We start from the raw sequence: 17,271 nt of genomic DNA, 5'->3' as shown, positions 1-17,271 counted from the left end.
TCCTTTATTTATAAGTTAATCTTCCTTTTATTTTAGTGAGTCTCCCCACCTTATTTATGAAACTTCCGTTATGTATGAAAAAACATTAACCCATTATTATTATTGTAAAACAGTAGTAAAAATATTTACAGATACAGAGAAGGGGAGGGATTATAGATGCTAGAAAGACTTCGTAACCTTGTGTGGGATGAGGAAGGCCAGGGAATGGTGGAGTACGGGCTGATTATAGCAATAATATCAATAGCCTTGGTTGCCATAATGGCCACCCTTAAAGTAGGTATTCACGATACTTTCAAAAGTGCAAGCGATGTCTTGAAAAGCCCTGGCTCAGTTACTCCTGAATAATAGCATAAATATATCTTATTGTTAAAGATACTACCAAAAACTAGTTCCTGAATCAAACATCAAGGGCAGGTTTTTCCTGCCCTTTCTTTCTAAAACAGGAGGGGCTGTATGGAGTGGGGAGTGCTGGCAGTCGTATGTTGGGCTGGCTTTTACGATATGAAATATAAAAAGGTTCCTAATTGGCTCACCTATGGGCTGTTAGTGGCGGCGTTGTGCTTTCATGGAGTAACGGGCTCTGTTTCCATGTCTCTTGTAGGGGCAGTAATGGGGCTTGTGTGGTTCCTCATCCCTTATTTACTTGGTGGCATGGGAGCGGGTGACGTGAAACTTTTGGCGGCTACAGGGGCTGTGGTGGCGTGGCCGGGTGCTTTGAATCTCGTTTTGTATTCGTCCATAGCCGGTGGCGTGTTAGTGATAGCCTTGGCTTTTAAAGGTATAGATTACCAGAGCTTTTGGCTGGCTTTAGCTGGAGGCCCCAGGGTTTTTTTTAAAAGCATATGGAGGTCGGGGCGGGAACATCGTAAAGAAAAAGTACCTTATGCCCTATCTATTGCCGTGGGATATGCCATATATCTCCTGCTGTGAGCGGGGGTGATGAAATGAGAAGACTTTTGAAAAAACGAAGTGAAGGGCAGGCGTTAGTTGAGTTTGCCATAGTGTTGCCCCTTTTGCTTCTTCTCGTGATGGGAATAATAGATTTCGGTTTGATGATGCAGCAATACCTTACGTTAAATCACGGAGCTCGAGAAGGGGCCCGTCTGGCAGCTGTAGGAGGTTCTGCTTCAGATGTAGAGGCTCGAGTCAAAGAAATTTTAGCCGTCAGGTGGTCTGAAGACAAGGTATCTGTGAACGTCACAGAAGTAGATAAAGGGACCTATAAGGAAGATGTGGTTACAGTGCAGGCCCCGGTCGCATTTTTAACGCCTTTGAGTGCTTTTGTGAAAGGGCTTACTCCTAACTGGACAGCCCAGGCCAAGGCGGCATTTAGATCGGAGTGATAGACATGAGAAAAGAGAGCCATAGGCAATTAAAGAGAAGTAGGGGAGCTGTTCTGGTGTGGGTAGCGGGAAGTTTGGTAGTGCTTCTTGGCGCTGGCGCCCTTTCTTTAGATTACGGCCGTCTCGTGTTGAGTCGTTGGAGATTGCAGGCTGCTGCTGATGCCGGAAGTTTAGGGGGGGCTTGGGAGCTTGGAAATGCCATGGTGGATCAAGGCATTCGTGAAAGCGCTGCCACTCAAGTGGCGACAAGTATTGCTTCTGAGAATAGGAATGAGGGGAATTATTCTGTAACTTTCCCTGATACTAAAACATGCCATGTACTGGGACAGGAAAATGTTTCCATGACCTTCGCCAGAATTTTAGGCTTTGAAAGCAGTACTGTCCAGGCAGAAGCTTCGGCACGTCTTTCAGCCGCATCGTCAGTTAAGGGGCTTCGTCCTTTAGGTATTCAGGAACCGGAAAGCGGTTTTGTTTTCGGAGAACAATATCTTTTAAAGATTGGGCCTCATGATCCTACAAACCCTGACGAGACAGGCTATCAACACTTTGGGAATTTTCACGCACTGGCTTTTGGAGGGAACGGCGCGAATAACTTTCGTGAAAAACTCAAATACGGTTATGACGCCATCGTGACAGAAAATATGATGGTTACTACAGAACCGGGAAATATGTCTGGCCCCACAGAAGACGGAATTGATTACATTATAGCCTTAGAAATTATTAAAGAAGGGGTAGATTACATTTTGGATCAAGATGGGCATATTTCGTGGGACTGGTATGTGACCCATCTCGATGAGTTATATGAAAGCCCTCGCCTCATTACGTTGCCTGTAGTGGCTGAGTGGGATGTACATGGCCGCAAACAGGTTCGAGTTATCGGTTTTGCTAATTTTTTCCTAGAAGGTGTGGAGGGTACGGGTAAGGACTCTCGAGTTATTGGTCGTTTTGTAGAGCAAGTGATACCAGACAGTGCTGGTGGCGGAAGTGGAAGCTTTGGCGGATATTCTGTGAAGCTCATTCAATAAAAGGTGAGGTGAGGACGTGAAAAAGCGAGGCATTTTCCTAATTGTTTCCCTGTTGTTGGGAACCATGGCAGGACTTCTTGTGTACCAACAGATACGAAGTTATAAACAGAAAATTGCCCGTGCAGAACGAGAGCTTATTTCTGTGGTAGTGGCGACACGTCCCAAAGATGCTTTTTCCATTATTACATCTGAAGATGTAAAAGCTGTGCGTATGCCTCGAAGCAGCATTCCAGTAGAAGAAGTGCTTTCTCTTGACGATGTGGTAGGAAAGGCGTCGATGATGGATCTCTCTACAGGAGACCCTGTCCTGAAAAATAAATTATCCTTGGATCCAGAAAAGCTCGGAGTTGCTTTCCAACTTGCAAATGGTCGGTTGGCAATAGCCCTGCCTATCGATGAAGTTCGGGCTACTGGAGGTCTGCTCAAACCTGGAGATTATGTTGATATTTTCCATGTATATCGCGAAAAAGATGTTGAAACTCCTACATCACGACTTCTTCTGTCTCGAGTAAAAGTTCTTGCTATTGGCGGGGTCATGGCGAGGAAAGAAGAAAAAGAGAGTACGAAAGAGAAACAAATGGTTGCACAAACAGCAGTAGTGGAAGTTTCCCCAGAGGAAGCAGCGGTTGCGGCATGGGCTCAAAGTTTGGGAAATTTATGGCTGGCGTTGCGACCAGCCCAAGAAGAGACACCAACGTCATTAGTTGTTTATAGAGGGCCTGACGTGAGTAACCCTGCCCCGTTAAAAACAGCATCAGCGGAGCCGGTAAAGGCACGGTCTGTGAAGAAAGCGGTTCCCAGAACGCCTCAAGGGTGGAAGATAGAAATGATTCAACCTGGAAATATAACCACAGTAACAGTTCCTTCTGATGGGAGGTCTCGATGATGACTTGCCTCGTTAGAAAAACAAAAATATTTATGGCTCTAGCGTTCCTGTTCATTGTTTTAGGCGCCCTTCCCGCTTTTGCTGAAACCTATAACCTCGATGTAGGGGATAGTGCTGTTTTACAGTATCAGAATGTGAGCCGGATTTCTGTGGGAAACCCAGACGTTCTCGATGCGATTCCTTTAGATAAAAGTCAGATTCTTCTAACGGGGAAAGCGACTGGCGGCGCAGCCTTAATCGTTTGGGACAGTAAGGGCATGCATATGGAAAAAGTGATGGTCCATCCAGCAAGCGATGCGCCCACATGGGAATTGAAAGAACTTTTAAAAGCAGAAAATGTGGAGGTAACAGTTCGAGGAAACGCAGTAGTGCTGGAAGGGAAGGTAAAGACTCCTCGCGATAGACTAAGGGCTGCTGCGATAGCAGGCGCCTTTGGAGAAAAAATAATTAATCTACTTGATGTAGACGATGCTCCTCAAATTAAGCTCAGGGCTATTGTAATGGAAATTAAAAAGCAGGATGGAGATTTGCTTGGAATGAAGCGTCTTGAAGGAAGAGAGGGGAGTTTTTGGGGTATTTTTGACCTTGCGCCAGACATAGGACATATCCTTGATTACTCAAAAGACGCTGACTATTCTGCCAAAATCAACGCACGCATCAACGCTCTTGTAGAGAACAAGCAAGCAAAAATATTGAGCAAGCCGTACTTGACAACCTTGAGCGGAGAAGAGGCTTCTCTTAACGTAGGTGGAGAAATTCCGGTGCCTGTTGGGGTGGATAATAACGAGATAAAAGTGGAATGGAAGCCCTATGGGGTTATTTTGAAGTTTACGCCTGAATTAGATGGACTGGGGGAGATATGGCTCTCCTTTGAGGCTGAAGTGAGCGAGATAGATTGGGAGAATGCTGTGGAAACCGAGGGTATTAAGATACCTGCTATTCGTAGCCGGAAAATAGCGAATAAAGTTCGACTCGCCCATAATGAATCTCTGGTTGTTGGAGGGCTTCTCGACAATAAACAATCGAAGCTCGTAAAAAAGATACCCTTGTTAGGGGATATTCCTATTATTGGAGAGCTATTTAAGAGCAGAGAGTTTACGAACGATGAAACAGAGCTTGTAATTACTGTAACTCCGGAGGTGGTGGGTCTATGATACGAATTTTTGTTGTAGATGATGATGCTATAACCCGTGAAGTTATTCGTGGCATGATTGCTATGGAGCCTGATATGGAACTCATTGGTGAAAGCGACCGCCTTGATGGGGTTATGGAGACTGTTACTCGCCTCAGACCTTCGATTTTGCTTCTTGACGTGCAATTGCCAGATGGAGATGGGCCTGATCTGGCAGAAAAATTGGCGGAAATGCCTGCTCATCCAGGGATCATCATGATTTCAGTGCAAAAAGATGTGGCTTTCTTGCGGAAAGCTATGCAGGCTGGTGCGCGTGATTACCTTTTAAAACCCTTTACTGGCGTAGAGCTCGTAGATGCTATTAGGCGTGTAAATGCTGAGGCAGCCTCTAGAGGCGGTTCTCATCAAGCCGAATGTATCGCTGTTTGGAGTTGCCGGGGTGGCGCAGGTGGTTCTTCCTTTTCCATCTCTTTTGCTTCTCAGCTCGCCATGATGGGGAAACGCACCGCTTTAATAGATGGAGATCTTTTTATGGGGGATATAGCCTTTCTTTTAAATACTCCCTATGAGCTGAGCTGGACCCATTGGGCTAACGAATGTCTAAGTGGGACGGTGGATGGAGAACGCTATCTAACCTTTGGCCCTAATAATCTTATGATTATGCCTACCGCTAAGAATCCGGTTCAGGCAGAGCTTATAAAACCGGGGATGGGAAATAGGCTTTTGCAAGCTCTTTCTGACCGTTTCGATTTCGTTATTGTAGACCTCCATCGTTTGCTTGATGAAATGACGTTGGAATTGGCAGAAGCCTGTCAGCGTTTATGGCTCGTGACTGATTGCAGTTGTACGGGCGTTAAAAATTTACATCTTATTACAGGAGTGCTCGATCAGCTGCGAATCCCATGGATAGAGAGAGGCGTTATTCTCAATAAAGCGCGAAGGGAAGACCGATCTATTATTGAAAAGATACAAAAAGAATATCCAGTGAAAGGAATTTTGCCATTCGACGAAAAAATCGAAGATGGGTGGCTGAAAGGAGATCCCCTTATTATTGATCAGCCTCGATCGCCTTATTCCAAAACAATAAAGGAGATGGCTTCGGGCTTTATGGCTCGAGAGAAGGTGAAGGTATCATGAGCCTTTTACGCCGTTTGGCAGGAGACACACTAGGGCAACGGCGAGGTCGTGGAAGCGTATCAGATCTGTATCGAGAAACCTATCGGCGGGTATTGTCTCGCTTAGCAGACGAAGTGGATATGGAGGAAATAACTTCTCAGCCAGATTGGGGGAAGTCCACTCTTGTCAAAGAGCAGATTACCCTTGAAATTCAATCGATGCTCGAAGAAGTTCGGGGACTGAATGCATTAGAGCTGAGTCGTCTTCACGATGACCTCCTGAACGAAGTTTTCGGGTATGGACCTATTCAGCCCCTCCTTGACGATGACACAGTAACGGAAGTAATGGTGAACGGCTGTGACCGTGTATATATGGAGAGATGGGGGAAAATAGAGCCAGCCGATGTGTTTTTTAATGATGATGACCATATCCGACGCATTATCGACAAGATAGTGGCCCCGTTAGGGCGGCGCATTGATGAAGCTTCCCCTATGGTAGATGCGCGATTGCCAGACGGGTCTCGTGTCAATGCTGTTATTCCGCCCATATCTATCGATGGGCCTACGTTAACTGTCCGGAAGTTTAGAAGGGAGCCCTTTACAGGGCAAGATCTTATTGCTCTCGGCACTCTTTCTGACGAATCGGTAGGTTTTTTACGGGTAGCTACTGAAGCTCGATACAATATTATTGTCACTGGCGGAACAGGATCTGGTAAAACCACAACATTGAACGTGCTTTCTAGCTTTATCCCTAACCGAGAACGAATTGTTACTATCGAAGATGCAGCAGAATTGAGCTTGCAACAGGAACATGTTGTTCGTATGGAATCTCGCCCTGTAAATATAGAGGGGACAGGGGCTATTACTATCCGCATGCTGGTTCGGAACGCCCTGCGAATGAGACCCGACCGAATCATAGTTGGAGAGTGCCGGGGTGAAGAGGCCTTTGATATGCTTCAAGCCATGAATACGGGGCACGACGGATCTCTCACTACTCTTCATGCCAATTCACCTCGAGATGTACTTTCCCGTCTTGAAAGCATGGTCCTTATGGCTGGGATGGAACTGCCTATACGTGCCATTCGAGAGCAAATATCTTCTGGCATCGATCTTATTGTCCATCAGGAGCGTTTGAAAGATGGAACTCGCCGTGTCCTCACGATCTCGGAAATTACAGGTATGGAAGGCGACACAATTCAGATGCAAGATCTATTTGTTTTTAATCATCAAGGGTTTGACGACGCCGGCAGAATTCGGGGTAACCTTGATCCAACAGGCATTCAGCCTCACCGCAGCTTTAAGTTCGAAATGGCTGGTGTCTCATTGCCTAAAGATGTTTTGAGAGCTAAAAGGGGGAGCTAAGCATGGGAGGAGTTCTTTTTGCTCTTGTTATAGGAGTGCTTCTCTTTTTGATGGCATGGGGTTTTTCTAAAATAATATTGGGAGAAGAAACAGATCAGCTGACGAGAACGGAGTCATGGTTTACTGGCAACCGAGAAAAGCAGGGGGAAGAAAAAAGGCAGTGGAATAAACGTTTTACTTCCGATTCTTTTCGGAAAAAGCTTGAAGTCGAGCTTGTAAAAGCGGACCTACCTCTTAAACTGCAGGAAGCTTTTGTTCTGTGGCTCGCTCTTCTCATTGTCGTTCCATTCCTTCTTTTTATGTTTCGCGGCCCCTTCGGTCTTGCTGTAGGCCTTGTTGCTGTTATTGTTGTTCCAATTGTCATGATACGAGTTCGGAGGCAACATCGCCTTCAAAAGTTTGAGCGTCAGATTCCGCCCATGCTCGATATGCTTTCATCAGGGTTACGAGCTGGATTCAGCTTTTTGCAATCTTTGCAGAATGCAGCTACGCAAATTGAATCTCCCTTGGGAGATACGTTACAGCAGGTCGTAGCTGAAATTTCATTGGGACTGGATCTAGAAGATGTTCTGAATCGCTGGGTTGAAAGGGTTGGAAGTATGGACCTTGAGCTTGTAGTAACATCAATTTTGATTCAGAAAGAAATTGGTGGTAACTTGGCGAAAATTTTAGAAAATATAGCGAGAGTTATGCGAGACCGTCAAGATGTGGCAGCTCAGATGCGAGCACTAACATCTCAGGGACGCCTTGAAGGCCTTATTATATCTGTGTTGCCAGTGGTTATGGCCGTTATTATTAATATAATGAATCCCGGGTATTTAACCCCCTTATTTCAGACAGCTTTTGGGCAAAAGATGCTGGGAACAGCCGTGTTCTTTGGGCTCGTTGGTATTTTCGTTATCCAACGTATCGTTAAGCCTCGATATTAAGGGGGGAGAAATATGGAGATTTTAGTGATTGTTTTTTTGGTGCTTGTCGTAACATTATGTCTCTTCCTGATTTTAAATATCATCTCTCCTCAGAAAGAAGACTCTTTTGATAGGGCAGCTCGTTTTGCCGGTGACGAGGAAGAAGAGATCGCCTCTTTTAAGGAGCGGGTTGTTGAACCTTTGCAGGTTAAAATAAGTCGAGTCGGCCGTTTTCTGTTCCCTAAAGAAGCTATTGCACGTATGGACCGTTATTGTGTTATTGCTGGTCGTCCCTTGGGAGTGCGAGGAGAAGTTTTAGCTGGTATGAAGGTTTCCTTTGCCTTGATTACAGCTATAGTGTCTCTATTTATTCTTCCCATACCGTTGCGTATTTCAGGAGCTTTTATTCTCGGAGCCCTAGGGTATCTGATTCCTGGAATATGGATTACCAAAAAAGGAAAAGAGCGTCAGATGTTGGCTCGTAACCAGCTCCCAGATGTTATGGACCTTATGGTGGTGAGTGTAGAAGCAGGGCTTGGCCTTGATGCGGCTATGGCACGCGTAGCCGAGAGGCTTCGTGGCCCTATGGGAGAGAGTTTTGCTCGGGCTCTTCATGAAATCAGCTTGGGAGAAAATCGCCAGACAGCTCTTCGGGGCATTGAAGAAAGATTGCCCATGGAGGAAGTTCGCCATTTTATTACAAGTCTTATCCAAGCCGAAGAGTTGGGGGTCTCTGTGAGCGATGTGCTTCGGAGCCAGGCTGGATCTTTAAAACGTTTCCGGAGGCTGAAAGCGGAAGAACATGCCCGGAAAGCGCCTATAAAAATTCTTTTCCCTATGATTCTCTTTATTTTTCCATCGTTGTTTGTGGTTATTCTAGGCCCGGCTTTTATATCGATCATGGAAACCTTTGCCAAGAGATGATATGTTGATGCAAAAACATCCGTTGAGTCTTTTAAACGCTCAGGGGGATTTTCTCTTCTCCCCCTTATTTTGTGCAGACTCCTTTATGAGTCGTTTCCGGGGTCTTATGTTATGTCCTCCCGAAAAAAAGTGTGGCTTGATTTTGATTCCTTGTAATTCTATACATACATTTTGTATGCGTTTCCCTCTCGACATATTTTTCCTCAACGATGAATGTCGAATTCTATGTGTTCGTTGGAATTTGTCTCCATGGAGATGTTCCTGGTGCCCTGGGGCTTCTATGGTGGTAGAGTGTCCTGCCGGTGAAATTCCCCATAAAAGAATAGAGATTGGTTCAAAGATTATTTTTAAAAAGATATCTTCCAGTTAGCGTATATTCTCATCTGATATTTTTTTCTCAACATTCTATCTTTAGCCCCCTTTTCAAAAGAGAAAAGTAGTTTATAATGTCCGCACAGAATGTTATACCAGAGGATGGTGAGTCGCATGACGACCCGAACGAGAGAAACATTGAAAGAGATTTCTCTGGACAAAGTGCGGAAGTATTTGGAAGAAAACGGTGAAGACGTTCAATTGCTTGCAGGATCTACCATCGTACACAACATCTACGGAGAAGGTGAAATTTCCCGCCTCGAAACATCGCCTCAAGGAATCACATATCTTTATATCGAGTTTCAGGATCCATCGCGGGGAGTTGCTCTCGTGAAGAAGTTCCCCTTGAAAAATGTTGTAGAAACCTTTTTTTCCAGGCTCTGTCTTGTGTCTGACTTGTATAGTAAGGTTTGTTCTAGCGTTGAGTGTTCTAAGGAGGAGAGATCCCCTCTAGAGGACCGTTCCATTCACTCAAGGGTGATGGATACTGTAGCTAAGAACGAAAATGGACGGTCCCGCCAAGAAATTTTGAAAGAGTGCCGAGTTGGCGATATCGTTTTGTTATCTATGAATCCTGATAATGACCAAATAGCGGTTTCGACTGAGCAAAAAGAGGTTATAGGCTATTTGCCTGGAGAAGTGACGGAACTTATTGTCCCTGCCATAGAGAAAAATCTTCCAGTGGAGGGAATGATAACCAGTATCCCTAAAGAAGGGACAGCTCACAAGCGCGGTTGCCGTCTGGAAATTTATCTTAACGTGCCGGGCAGAGAGAACCCTCGTCTCAAAAACCTGTCGAACAAAAGACAATTGGAAAAAAACCTGTCTGCAGAAGAAAGTGATGTAGCTTCTCCCGAAGAGAGACCATGGGATGTGTTGGGGGAAGAAGATATGGACGATATGGTGGATCAGGATATGGAGTTGGATATGGATCAGTGGGATTTGTCTTTTGGAGACGGGATGGAATAAAATGGATTTGTAAACAATATTTTTATTAAAAGGCTGCCTTTCAAAAGGCAGCCTTTTTATGAGTTTTATACGGAGCCCGAGACAAAACTAACATTGGCTTCGATGCTGCTATATGTATTTTTATTGATCTTATAAGGGAGTCGAGAGCAATGTCGTTTTTGAACCTCAAATTCGATAAGAAAAAGGAGGGCATAAAAAATATTTTATGCTAGAATAAAATATATGCAAAAAAGTTATATCATACACGCCAAAAAGATCTCCCCCCCTTTTACAGATCGTTTTGGTTTTTCTGAGGACCTGTTATAAATGCAGGTCCTCTTTTTGTTCCTTAGCAGTTTTATTACGGATCACCCTACTTCGCATGTTATAAATGTAGACTTTCTTTTTTGGGGTGCATAATAATATAGAAATTGTTCTAAGAATATACTCTATGAAATAAAAGGTAAAAATTTTTTGGCTATTGACTTCAGTTCAACGACCTTGTATAAGTGGTTACTACAAAAACCCTTCCATCGAACTAGTAAATCCAGTTTTGAACAGAGATATTAAAAAAATGAATGCAAAGATGTTATTTGCAATTACAAATATGTGCAATTCCTATTATCAAATCAAAGGAGATGAAAGAATGAACAGAGGTAGGAAACGTTTCTTTGTAGTGGCAGGGTTGTTGTTAGTTATGCTGTTTGTTGCTTCAGCAGGGTTTGCCGAGAGTAAGAAAGATACTCTTATTGTGGCGAATATTTATGATGCAAAGACTATGGATCCTCATGCAACCAACGATGTAGCTTCTTCTGGCGCGATGATGCAGATGTATGAGACGCTTATTGCTCTTGACGATGCGAATAATGTGGTTCCCCAGCTTGCAGAGAAATGGGAAAAGCTTGACGATGTCACATATCGCTTCTATCTTCTCAAAGGTGTCAGGTTTCATAATGGAGAAGAACTGAAAGCTAGCGACGTGAAATACTCCATTGAGCGGGCAATGTCCCCTAAAGGAGCTGCTATTCAGAACTATTCCAGTGAAGTAGAGTCAGTCTCTGTTGTTGATGATTACACTGTAGAAATTAAGACAAAACGTTCCTCCACTCCTTTCCTTGCCTCTTTAAGTCATACGTGGGGGAGCATAATGAATGCCAAAGCCGTAGAGGCTGCAGGAGATAACTACGGTATGCAGCCTATAGGAACGGGCCCTTTCAAGTTTGCCGAATGGGCGAGAGGTGATCGAATTGTTCTTGAGAGATTCGATGATTTTCACGGGAATAAACCTGCGTATAAGACCCTTGTCATCCGGGCTATTACTGAGCCCACAAGTCGTACCATTGAGCTTGAAAGCGGTGCAGTGGATATTGCCTATCAAATTACTACCAATGATATTAAACGGGTGGAAGAAAATCCGAACCTGAAACTTATGAGGGTTATGGATAACTCCACAACGTATCTTGGCTTTAACTGTTCTAAGAAGCCTTTCGACGATGTGCGGGTCCGCCAAGCTATAAATATGGCCCTTGACACAGTCGGTATTAACCAAGCTGTTTATCGTGGAGTAGGGCAGGCTCCTGCCGGACCTTTTGCTCCCAATGTGAAGTATTACGATAAGTCTCTTTCTATTCCCGAACCCAATATTGAGACGGCACAGAAGCTTCTTGAAGAGGCTGGATATAAAGATGGTTTTAAAGCTGAAATATGGACAAACGATAAAAAAGAGCGCGTGGACATGGCCACGATTATTCAAAGCCAGCTTCAGGAACTTGGCATTACTGTAGAAATTAAAGTTCTGGAGTGGGGCGCGTATCTTGATGGCCTTAAAGAAGCTAAACACGACATGTTTATTGTTGGTTGGACTGCATCTGTTCCAGATCCAGACTTTGCTGTGGCTGGTGTCTTCCATTCCTCTATGAAGGGGAAAATGAACTTCGCCTTTTTTGGCGATCTCGAAGTAGATGCCCTTATAGAGCAGGGAAAAACTCTTCCCGATGGCTCTGAAAGAGAGGCTCTTTATAAGGAGTTACAGCTCCAGTTGAATGAAAAACGCCCGTGGGTTTATCTGTTGAATGATGAACAGATCTGCGGACTTCAGAAAAATGTGAAAGGGTTTCGCCCCAGCCCTCGAGGATATCACGAACTGTATAACGTTTATTTCGAATAATAAATAATTATATTTATTGTTTGTGATGTGCTCCTTTCTATTTAGGTAAGTTTATGTAGATGATTGCAGGGGCAGATCTATTGTCCCTGCAATTGTTATGTTTCAGGAGGAAGAAAGAATGCTCAAGTATGTTGTTAAAAGAATTCTATCTCTTGTCCCCGTCCTGATCGGGGTTGCTTTTATTGTCTTTTCCCTCCTTTACTTCACTCCCGGGGATCCGGCTCGGATGGTTTTAGGGGATATGGCGACCGAAGAGGCCATAGAAGCATTTCGCGAAACAGAAGGGTTAAATGATCCTTTTATCGTACAGTTTGGTCGTTACCTGTACAAGGCGGTAACGAATGCTGATATAGGCCGTTCCTATATGACAAAGCGGCCTGTTACCAGCGAGATTATGACCGTTTTCCCAGCTACATTGAAGTTGGCGGCCTTTTCTATGTTCATAGCCATCATCCTTGGAATCCCTTTTGGGATTATCTCGGCAATAAAGCAATATTCGTGGTTCGACTCCATTACTATGATCTTCGCCATGGTAGGTATCTCCATGCCAGTTTTCTGGTTGGGAGTGCTTTTGATTCTATTTTTCTCGGTGCGCCTCAGTTGGCTTCCTTCTTCAGGTTTTGACACCTTTGGCGCCATGGTCCTTCCTTCCATAACTCTTGCAGCTCAGGGAGTGGCCATTATTACGCGAATGACTCGCTCCACTATGCTGGAAGTAATTCGTCAAGACTATATTCGAACTGTTCGAGCTAAAGGTCAGAAGGAATCTTTGGTTATTTGGCGTCATGCTTTGCCTAATGCCCTTATCCCTGTCATTACCATTGCAGGTATTCAGTTTGGGCAGCTTTTGGGAGGGGCTGTGTTGACAGAGTCTATTTTCTCCATCCCTGGCGTTGGCCGTTTGATGGTAGAAGCCATTAAAATGCGAGATTTCCCAGTTGTTCAAGGCGGTGTTCTTTATATTGCTGTGGCCTTTAGTTTAGTGAACCTCCTCGTGGACCTGATCTATGCATGGATCGATCCTCGTATCAAGGCACAGTACAGGTAATGAGGAGGAGATGGAGATGAACGTAACCAAGAAAAAGAAACGAGGAAATTTGAGCGAAATTTTCCGTCGCCTTAAGAAAAATCGTCTTGCTATGTTCGGATTAGCTATTGTGGTTGTTCTCCTTATAACTGCAATTTTTGCTGATGTGATCGCGCCTTATGGCTATGCGAAACAGCACCTGAGAGATGCCTTCCAAGCTCCGAACGGAAAATATGTTTTCGGCACAGATGAGTTTGGCCGAGACATTTTTAGTCGCATTGTATATGGTTCCAGAATCTCTCTTCAGGTAGGGTTCATTGCCGTAGGTATTGCCGTTGTAATAGGCGGGTTCTTGGGCGCTGTCTCCGGCTTTTACGGAGGGCGGGTTGATAACGCGATTATGAGATCTATGGATATTCTTCTTTCTATTCCACAAATTTTGCTGGCTATCGCTATTGCAGCTTCTCTTGGCCCCGGACTTTTTAATCTCATGATAGCCGTGGGCATATCGTCGATTCCAAGCTATGCACGTATAGTGAGAGGTTCCGTGCTCTCTATAAGAAACCAGGAATATGTAGAAGCAGCTAAAGCGATGGGTTCTGGCGATATTAGAATTATTATGAAGCACATATTGCCAAACTGCATGGCGCCTATCATCGTACAAGCCACATTAGGCGTCGCCTTTGCTATCCTAACAGCTGCAGGCCTGAGCTTTATCGGACTCGGCATTCAACCTCCCGTCCCGGAATGGGGTGCTATGCTTTCTGGCGGACGAGGCTATATTCGGGATTATCCCTATATGACGCTCTTCCCTGGCTTGGCCATCATGATTACCATATTGGCTTTGAATTTTCTAGGCGATGGGCTTCGGGATGCTCTCGACCCTAAACTGAAGCGTTAAGGATAAGAGAGGGAGTTTCATGACAGAAAAGAAAGAATACCTACTCAATATTCAAGACCTGACGGTGCACTATGAAACAGATAGTGGCGTTGTTTGTGCTGTTGAGCACTTAAATTTACATCTTGGACGTGGAGAGTCTTTGGGGTTTGTAGGAGAGACTGGAGCTGGCAAAACAACAACGGCTCTTTCCATAATGCAGCTGATCCCCAATCCTCCTGGACGGATTTTAAGCGGGAAGATTTTGTTTGAAGGCGAAGACCTTATCGCTAAAAACGAGGAAGAGAAACGTCATATTCGGGGTGGAAAGATTGCTATGATTTTTCAGGATCCCATGACATCTTTGAACCCTGTTATCCCAGTAGGAGAGCAAATAGCTGAAATGATAGAGCTTCACCAGAAGGTGACGAAAAACGAAGCTCTGGAAAAAGCGGTTAAAATGCTTGAGTTAGTGGGAATACGACCGGAACGAGCTCGAGATTATCCCCATCAATTTAGCGGAGGAATGAGGCAAAGGGTTGTTATCGCCATTGCTCTTGCATGTGATCCCACGCTCCTCATCGCTGACGAACCTACCACGGCGTTGGATGTTACGATTCAAGCTCAGGTGCTTGAGTTGATGAAAGACTTGAAGAAAGAATTTAATACCTCTTTAATCATGATTACGCACGATCTTGGTGTAGTGGCAGAAATTTGCGATAAGGTAGCTATTATGTATGCAGGAAGCGTAGTGGAATACGCTGATACACACTCTCTATACACGAATCCCCTACACCCTTATACAAACGGGCTTTTCAATTCCATACCGGATCTTGATGCCGATCAGGAAGAACTAAAGGTCATCCATGGTTTAATGCCAGATCCTACGAATTTGCCCTCAGGGTGTACGTTCCATCCCAGATGTCCTATGGCTCAGCCTGAATGTTCCCAAAAAAGGCCGGAGATGCTTGAGATAGAGCCGGGACATTTTGTGGCCTGCCCCGTTTGTTGTAACGGACTGAAGAAAGGGTAGGAGGAGAAACTATGGCTGAGACGCGAAAAAAACTTATAGAAGTAAATCATCTAAAAAAATATTTTCAGACTAAAAAAGGAATGCTTCACGCGGTAGATGATGTCTCTTTCTTCGTGTACGAGGGAGAAACGTTAGGGCTAGTGGGAGAGTCAGGTTGCGGTAAATCCACATTAGGCAGAGTAATGATTCGTCTTCTTGACGCTACTGACGGAGAGGTCATTTATCGTGGCGATAACATACTGAAGTACAATAAACGCCAAATGAAGGAGTTGCGAAAAAACGTTCAGATAGTCTTTCAGGATCCATACTCGTCACTCAACCCCCGTCTCTCTGTTGCAGAGCTTATAGCAGAGCCTCTCATCGTCAATGGAGTCTATCGTTCCAAAGCGGAGCGAGATAAGCGAGTTTTGGACCTTATGGATACGGTGGGTTTGGCCCAACGTTTGGTAGATGTCTATCCCCATGAGCTGGATGGGGGACGGCGGCAACGAATAGGTATTGCGAGGTCCTTGGCTCTCAACCCGGAGTTTATTGTATTGGATGAGCCTGTATCGGCACTCGATGTTTGTATTCAAGCCCAGATTCTGAACCTCCTCAATACGTTGAAAAAGGAACGGGGCTATACATACATATTTATTGCTCATAATCTAAGCGTGGTTAAACATGTTTCTGATCGCATAGCGGTAATGTATCTTGGCAAGATAGTGGAGCTTTCAGACTACAGAACTATTTTTGCTGACCCTCTTCATCCGTACACGCAGGCTCTTTTGTCTGCTATCCCCATTCCCAAAGTAGACCAGAAGCGAGATCGGATCATTCTAGAGGGAGATGTTCCCAGCCCTGTAGAACCTCCAGAGGGGTGCCGTTTTGCTGGTCGATGCCGTTACAGACAAGATATTTGTGAGCAGCGGACTCCCGAATTGCGAGAGATTGATAACGGGCATTTTGTTGCATGTCATTTCGCCAGAAATTTATTAGAGACAGGATGTTAAAAGGAGATGCTCTTTGAAATGTTTTGCATTGATATGGATTATGTAAATTCATTGATGCTTGAATTGCTCGCTATCCCATCTGTGGGAGGAGATTGTGAAGAAGCGCTGTCGAGGGTGGCAAAAGAGTTTCAGCGCTTCAATATCCCTACAGTAAGAACCAATAAAGGAGCTCTTATTGGAACGTTGCAGGGGGCTGACGATGAAAGGCATGTTTTGGTTTCAGCTCATGTGGATACTCTTGGTGCTGTGGTAAGAGAAATTAAAGGGAATGGCCGTTTGAAGCTTCTCCAGATCGGTGGTTTTGCTTGGGGGTCTGTAGAAGGGGAAAATCTTCTTGTACGAACTTCCGAAGGGAAAGAATATTCAGGCTCTCTTCTTCCATGTAAAGCCTCTATTCACGGATATTCAGATGAAGTCCGCGATATGAAGAGGGATGACGATACTATGGAGGTTCGCCTCGATGAATTAGTAACCAGTAAAGAGGATGTTTTGGCGTTGGGAATCAGGGTGGGAGATTTTGTTTTTTTCCAGCCACGGGCTGTTATCACTGAGTCCGGCTTTATTAAATCTCGTCATTTAGATGATAAGGCCTGTGTGGCCCTTATGTTTGGGGCCATTAAAGCTCTATATGATAATGGAGTAACGCCAGCTCATACTACACACTTCTACATTACTAACTATGAAGAGATCGGCCATGGTATTTCTGTCATTCCCGATAAGGTGGCGGAGTTTGCCGCCCTTGATATTGGTATTGTTACAGATACGTCGGCTTCTTCAGAAACATGTGTAACCATATTGGCACGTGATAGCCGTACTCCTTATGATCTGTCTTTCCGAAAACGTCTTGCAGCTTTGGCTGAAAAACATAATATTGACTATTGTGTAGATGTTCATTATCGCTATGGTAGTGATGCCAGTTTAGCCGCAGTTGCCGGGTTCAACGTAAATTTTGCCTGTTTCGGACCAGGCGTTGATGCCACTCATCACTACGAACGGACCCACGTGCGGGCCATTGAGGAGACTGCGAAACTTCTCATAGCTTATGTATGTGAGTAACCGATTTTCATAACGAAGCGCTTCTTAAAGGCCGCTCTGACGCAGAGTGGCCTTTTTCTTTTTGTTGCAGAGAGGAGTGCATGGGTATATAATTACAAAAACTA

Annotated in this window: 18 protein-coding genes; all 18 read left to right on the top strand. The window is 44.6% G+C overall.

Annotated features, from left to right (window positions below):
- Positions 1-156 precede the first annotated feature (156 nt).
- The 18 genes from B4J50_RS02095 (at position 157) to B4J50_RS02015 (ending at position 17,167) form a co-directional block, all read left to right on the top strand.
- Positions 157-345 carry a Flp family type IVb pilin gene (locus B4J50_RS02095; protein ID WP_286846783.1) on the top strand — a complete coding sequence of 63 codons (189 nt, stop codon included), beginning with the start codon at positions 157-159 and terminating at the stop codon, positions 343-345.
- 108 nt (positions 346-453) lie between these two features.
- Positions 454-930: an A24 family peptidase gene (locus B4J50_RS02090; protein ID WP_286846781.1), complete on the top strand. Its 477-nt coding sequence runs from the start codon at positions 454-456 to the stop codon at positions 928-930.
- Positions 931-944: 14 nt separating this feature from the next.
- Entirely contained in the window at positions 945-1,343 is a 399-nt protein-coding gene (locus tag B4J50_RS02085) for a TadE/TadG family type IV pilus assembly protein (protein WP_024822040.1), read from the top strand.
- 5 nt (positions 1,344-1,348) lie between these two features.
- Positions 1,349-2,368: a pilus assembly protein TadG-related protein gene (locus B4J50_RS02080; protein ID WP_156923346.1), complete on the top strand. Its 1,020-nt coding sequence runs from the start codon at positions 1,349-1,351 to the stop codon at positions 2,366-2,368.
- A 16-nt stretch (positions 2,369-2,384) separates the two neighbouring features.
- Complete coding sequence (cpaB, locus tag B4J50_RS02075; protein WP_286846777.1) at positions 2,385-3,254, top strand: Flp pilus assembly protein CpaB; 870 nt, start codon at positions 2,385-2,387, stop codon at positions 3,252-3,254.
- Positions 3,251-4,408, top strand: a complete 1,158-nt coding sequence (locus B4J50_RS02070) for a type II and III secretion system protein family protein (RefSeq protein ID WP_084043878.1) — start codon at positions 3,251-3,253, stop codon at positions 4,406-4,408. The genes cpaB and B4J50_RS02070 overlap by 4 nt, the downstream gene beginning before the upstream one ends.
- Positions 4,405-5,523 (top strand): AAA family ATPase, encoded by a 1,119-nt coding sequence (locus B4J50_RS02065; RefSeq protein ID WP_024822044.1) that lies wholly within the window; start codon positions 4,405-4,407, stop codon positions 5,521-5,523. The genes B4J50_RS02070 and B4J50_RS02065 overlap by 4 nt, the downstream gene beginning before the upstream one ends.
- A complete protein-coding gene (locus tag B4J50_RS02060) occupies positions 5,520-6,863 on the top strand; it encodes a CpaF family protein (RefSeq protein ID WP_024822045.1) in 1,344 nt (447 codons plus the stop codon). The genes B4J50_RS02065 and B4J50_RS02060 overlap by 4 nt, the downstream gene beginning before the upstream one ends.
- Positions 6,864-6,865: 2 nt before the next feature.
- Positions 6,866-7,792 (top strand): type II secretion system F family protein, encoded by a 927-nt coding sequence (locus B4J50_RS02055; protein WP_024822046.1) that lies wholly within the window; start codon positions 6,866-6,868, stop codon positions 7,790-7,792.
- 12 nt (positions 7,793-7,804) lie between these two features.
- Complete coding sequence (locus B4J50_RS02050; protein ID WP_024822047.1) at positions 7,805-8,695, top strand: type II secretion system F family protein; 891 nt, start codon at positions 7,805-7,807, stop codon at positions 8,693-8,695.
- A gap of 1 nt (position 8,696) precedes the next feature.
- Positions 8,697-9,065 (top strand): DUF192 domain-containing protein, encoded by a 369-nt coding sequence (locus B4J50_RS09795; protein WP_084043879.1) that lies wholly within the window; start codon positions 8,697-8,699, stop codon positions 9,063-9,065.
- A gap of 116 nt (positions 9,066-9,181) precedes the next feature.
- Positions 9,182-10,036 carry an HIRAN domain-containing protein gene (locus B4J50_RS02045; protein ID WP_286846772.1) on the top strand — a complete coding sequence of 285 codons (855 nt, stop codon included), beginning with the start codon at positions 9,182-9,184 and terminating at the stop codon, positions 10,034-10,036.
- 625 nt (positions 10,037-10,661) lie between these two features.
- Positions 10,662-12,182 (top strand): ABC transporter substrate-binding protein, encoded by a 1,521-nt coding sequence (locus B4J50_RS02040; RefSeq protein WP_286846770.1) that lies wholly within the window; start codon positions 10,662-10,664, stop codon positions 12,180-12,182.
- Positions 12,183-12,300: 118 nt separating this feature from the next.
- Positions 12,301-13,230 (top strand): nickel ABC transporter permease, encoded by a 930-nt coding sequence (gene nikB / locus B4J50_RS02035; protein WP_024822051.1) that lies wholly within the window; start codon positions 12,301-12,303, stop codon positions 13,228-13,230.
- A gap of 10 nt (positions 13,231-13,240) precedes the next feature.
- A complete protein-coding gene (locus B4J50_RS02030) occupies positions 13,241-14,110 on the top strand; it encodes an ABC transporter permease (protein WP_024822052.1) in 870 nt (289 codons plus the stop codon).
- 19 nt (positions 14,111-14,129) lie between these two features.
- Positions 14,130-15,119 carry an ABC transporter ATP-binding protein gene (locus B4J50_RS02025; RefSeq protein WP_024822053.1) on the top strand — a complete coding sequence of 330 codons (990 nt, stop codon included), beginning with the start codon at positions 14,130-14,132 and terminating at the stop codon, positions 15,117-15,119.
- Positions 15,120-15,130: 11 nt separating this feature from the next.
- The gene (locus tag B4J50_RS02020; RefSeq protein WP_024822054.1) at positions 15,131-16,111 is read left to right on the top strand and encodes an ABC transporter ATP-binding protein; all 981 of its coding nucleotides are present in this window, start codon (positions 15,131-15,133) and stop codon (positions 16,109-16,111) included.
- Positions 16,112-16,144: 33 nt separating this feature from the next.
- Positions 16,145-17,167: a M42 family metallopeptidase gene (locus B4J50_RS02015; protein ID WP_034326627.1), complete on the top strand. Its 1,023-nt coding sequence runs from the start codon at positions 16,145-16,147 to the stop codon at positions 17,165-17,167.
- The last annotated feature ends 104 nt before the right edge of the window (positions 17,168-17,271 follow it).

It is taken from the genome of Aminobacterium sp. UBA4908 (assembly GCF_002398115.1).
In the GTDB taxonomy this organism is placed as follows: domain Bacteria; phylum Synergistota; class Synergistia; order Synergistales; family Aminobacteriaceae; genus Aminobacterium; species Aminobacterium mobile.
Note: the sequence above shows the minus strand (reverse complement) of the source record. Positions and strands in the feature narration are given on the sequence as shown.

Excerpts from the sequence above, each read along its gene's own strand:
- B4J50_RS02080 (WP_156923346.1), top strand. The coding sequence starts at position 1,349 with ATGAGAAAAGAGAGCCATAGGCAATTAAAGAGAAGTAGGGGAGCTGTT.
- B4J50_RS02055 (WP_024822046.1), top strand. The coding sequence starts at position 6,866 with ATGGGAGGAGTTCTTTTTGCTCTTGTTATAGGAGTGCTTCTCTTTTTG.
- B4J50_RS02045 (WP_286846772.1), top strand. The coding sequence starts at position 9,182 with ATGACGACCCGAACGAGAGAAACATTGAAAGAGATTTCTCTGGACAAA.
- B4J50_RS02085 (WP_024822040.1), top strand. The coding sequence starts at position 945 with ATGAGAAGACTTTTGAAAAAACGAAGTGAAGGGCAGGCGTTAGTTGAG.
- B4J50_RS02025 (WP_024822053.1), top strand. The coding sequence starts at position 14,130 with ATGACAGAAAAGAAAGAATACCTACTCAATATTCAAGACCTGACGGTG.
- B4J50_RS02065 (WP_024822044.1), top strand. The coding sequence starts at position 4,405 with ATGATACGAATTTTTGTTGTAGATGATGATGCTATAACCCGTGAAGTT.
- B4J50_RS02070 (WP_084043878.1), top strand. The coding sequence starts at position 3,251 with ATGATGACTTGCCTCGTTAGAAAAACAAAAATATTTATGGCTCTAGCG.
- B4J50_RS02060 (WP_024822045.1), top strand. The coding sequence starts at position 5,520 with ATGAGCCTTTTACGCCGTTTGGCAGGAGACACACTAGGGCAACGGCGA.
- nikB (WP_024822051.1), top strand. The coding sequence starts at position 12,301 with ATGCTCAAGTATGTTGTTAAAAGAATTCTATCTCTTGTCCCCGTCCTG.
- B4J50_RS02050 (WP_024822047.1), top strand. The coding sequence starts at position 7,805 with ATGGAGATTTTAGTGATTGTTTTTTTGGTGCTTGTCGTAACATTATGT.
- B4J50_RS02015 (WP_034326627.1), top strand. The coding sequence starts at position 16,145 with ATGGATTATGTAAATTCATTGATGCTTGAATTGCTCGCTATCCCATCT.
- B4J50_RS09795 (WP_084043879.1), top strand. The coding sequence starts at position 8,697 with ATGTTGATGCAAAAACATCCGTTGAGTCTTTTAAACGCTCAGGGGGAT.
- B4J50_RS02090 (WP_286846781.1), top strand. The coding sequence starts at position 454 with ATGGAGTGGGGAGTGCTGGCAGTCGTATGTTGGGCTGGCTTTTACGAT.
- B4J50_RS02020 (WP_024822054.1), top strand. The coding sequence starts at position 15,131 with ATGGCTGAGACGCGAAAAAAACTTATAGAAGTAAATCATCTAAAAAAA.
- B4J50_RS02030 (WP_024822052.1), top strand. The coding sequence starts at position 13,241 with ATGGAGATGAACGTAACCAAGAAAAAGAAACGAGGAAATTTGAGCGAA.
- B4J50_RS02040 (WP_286846770.1), top strand. The coding sequence starts at position 10,662 with ATGAACAGAGGTAGGAAACGTTTCTTTGTAGTGGCAGGGTTGTTGTTA.
- B4J50_RS02095 (WP_286846783.1), top strand. The coding sequence starts at position 157 with ATGCTAGAAAGACTTCGTAACCTTGTGTGGGATGAGGAAGGCCAGGGA.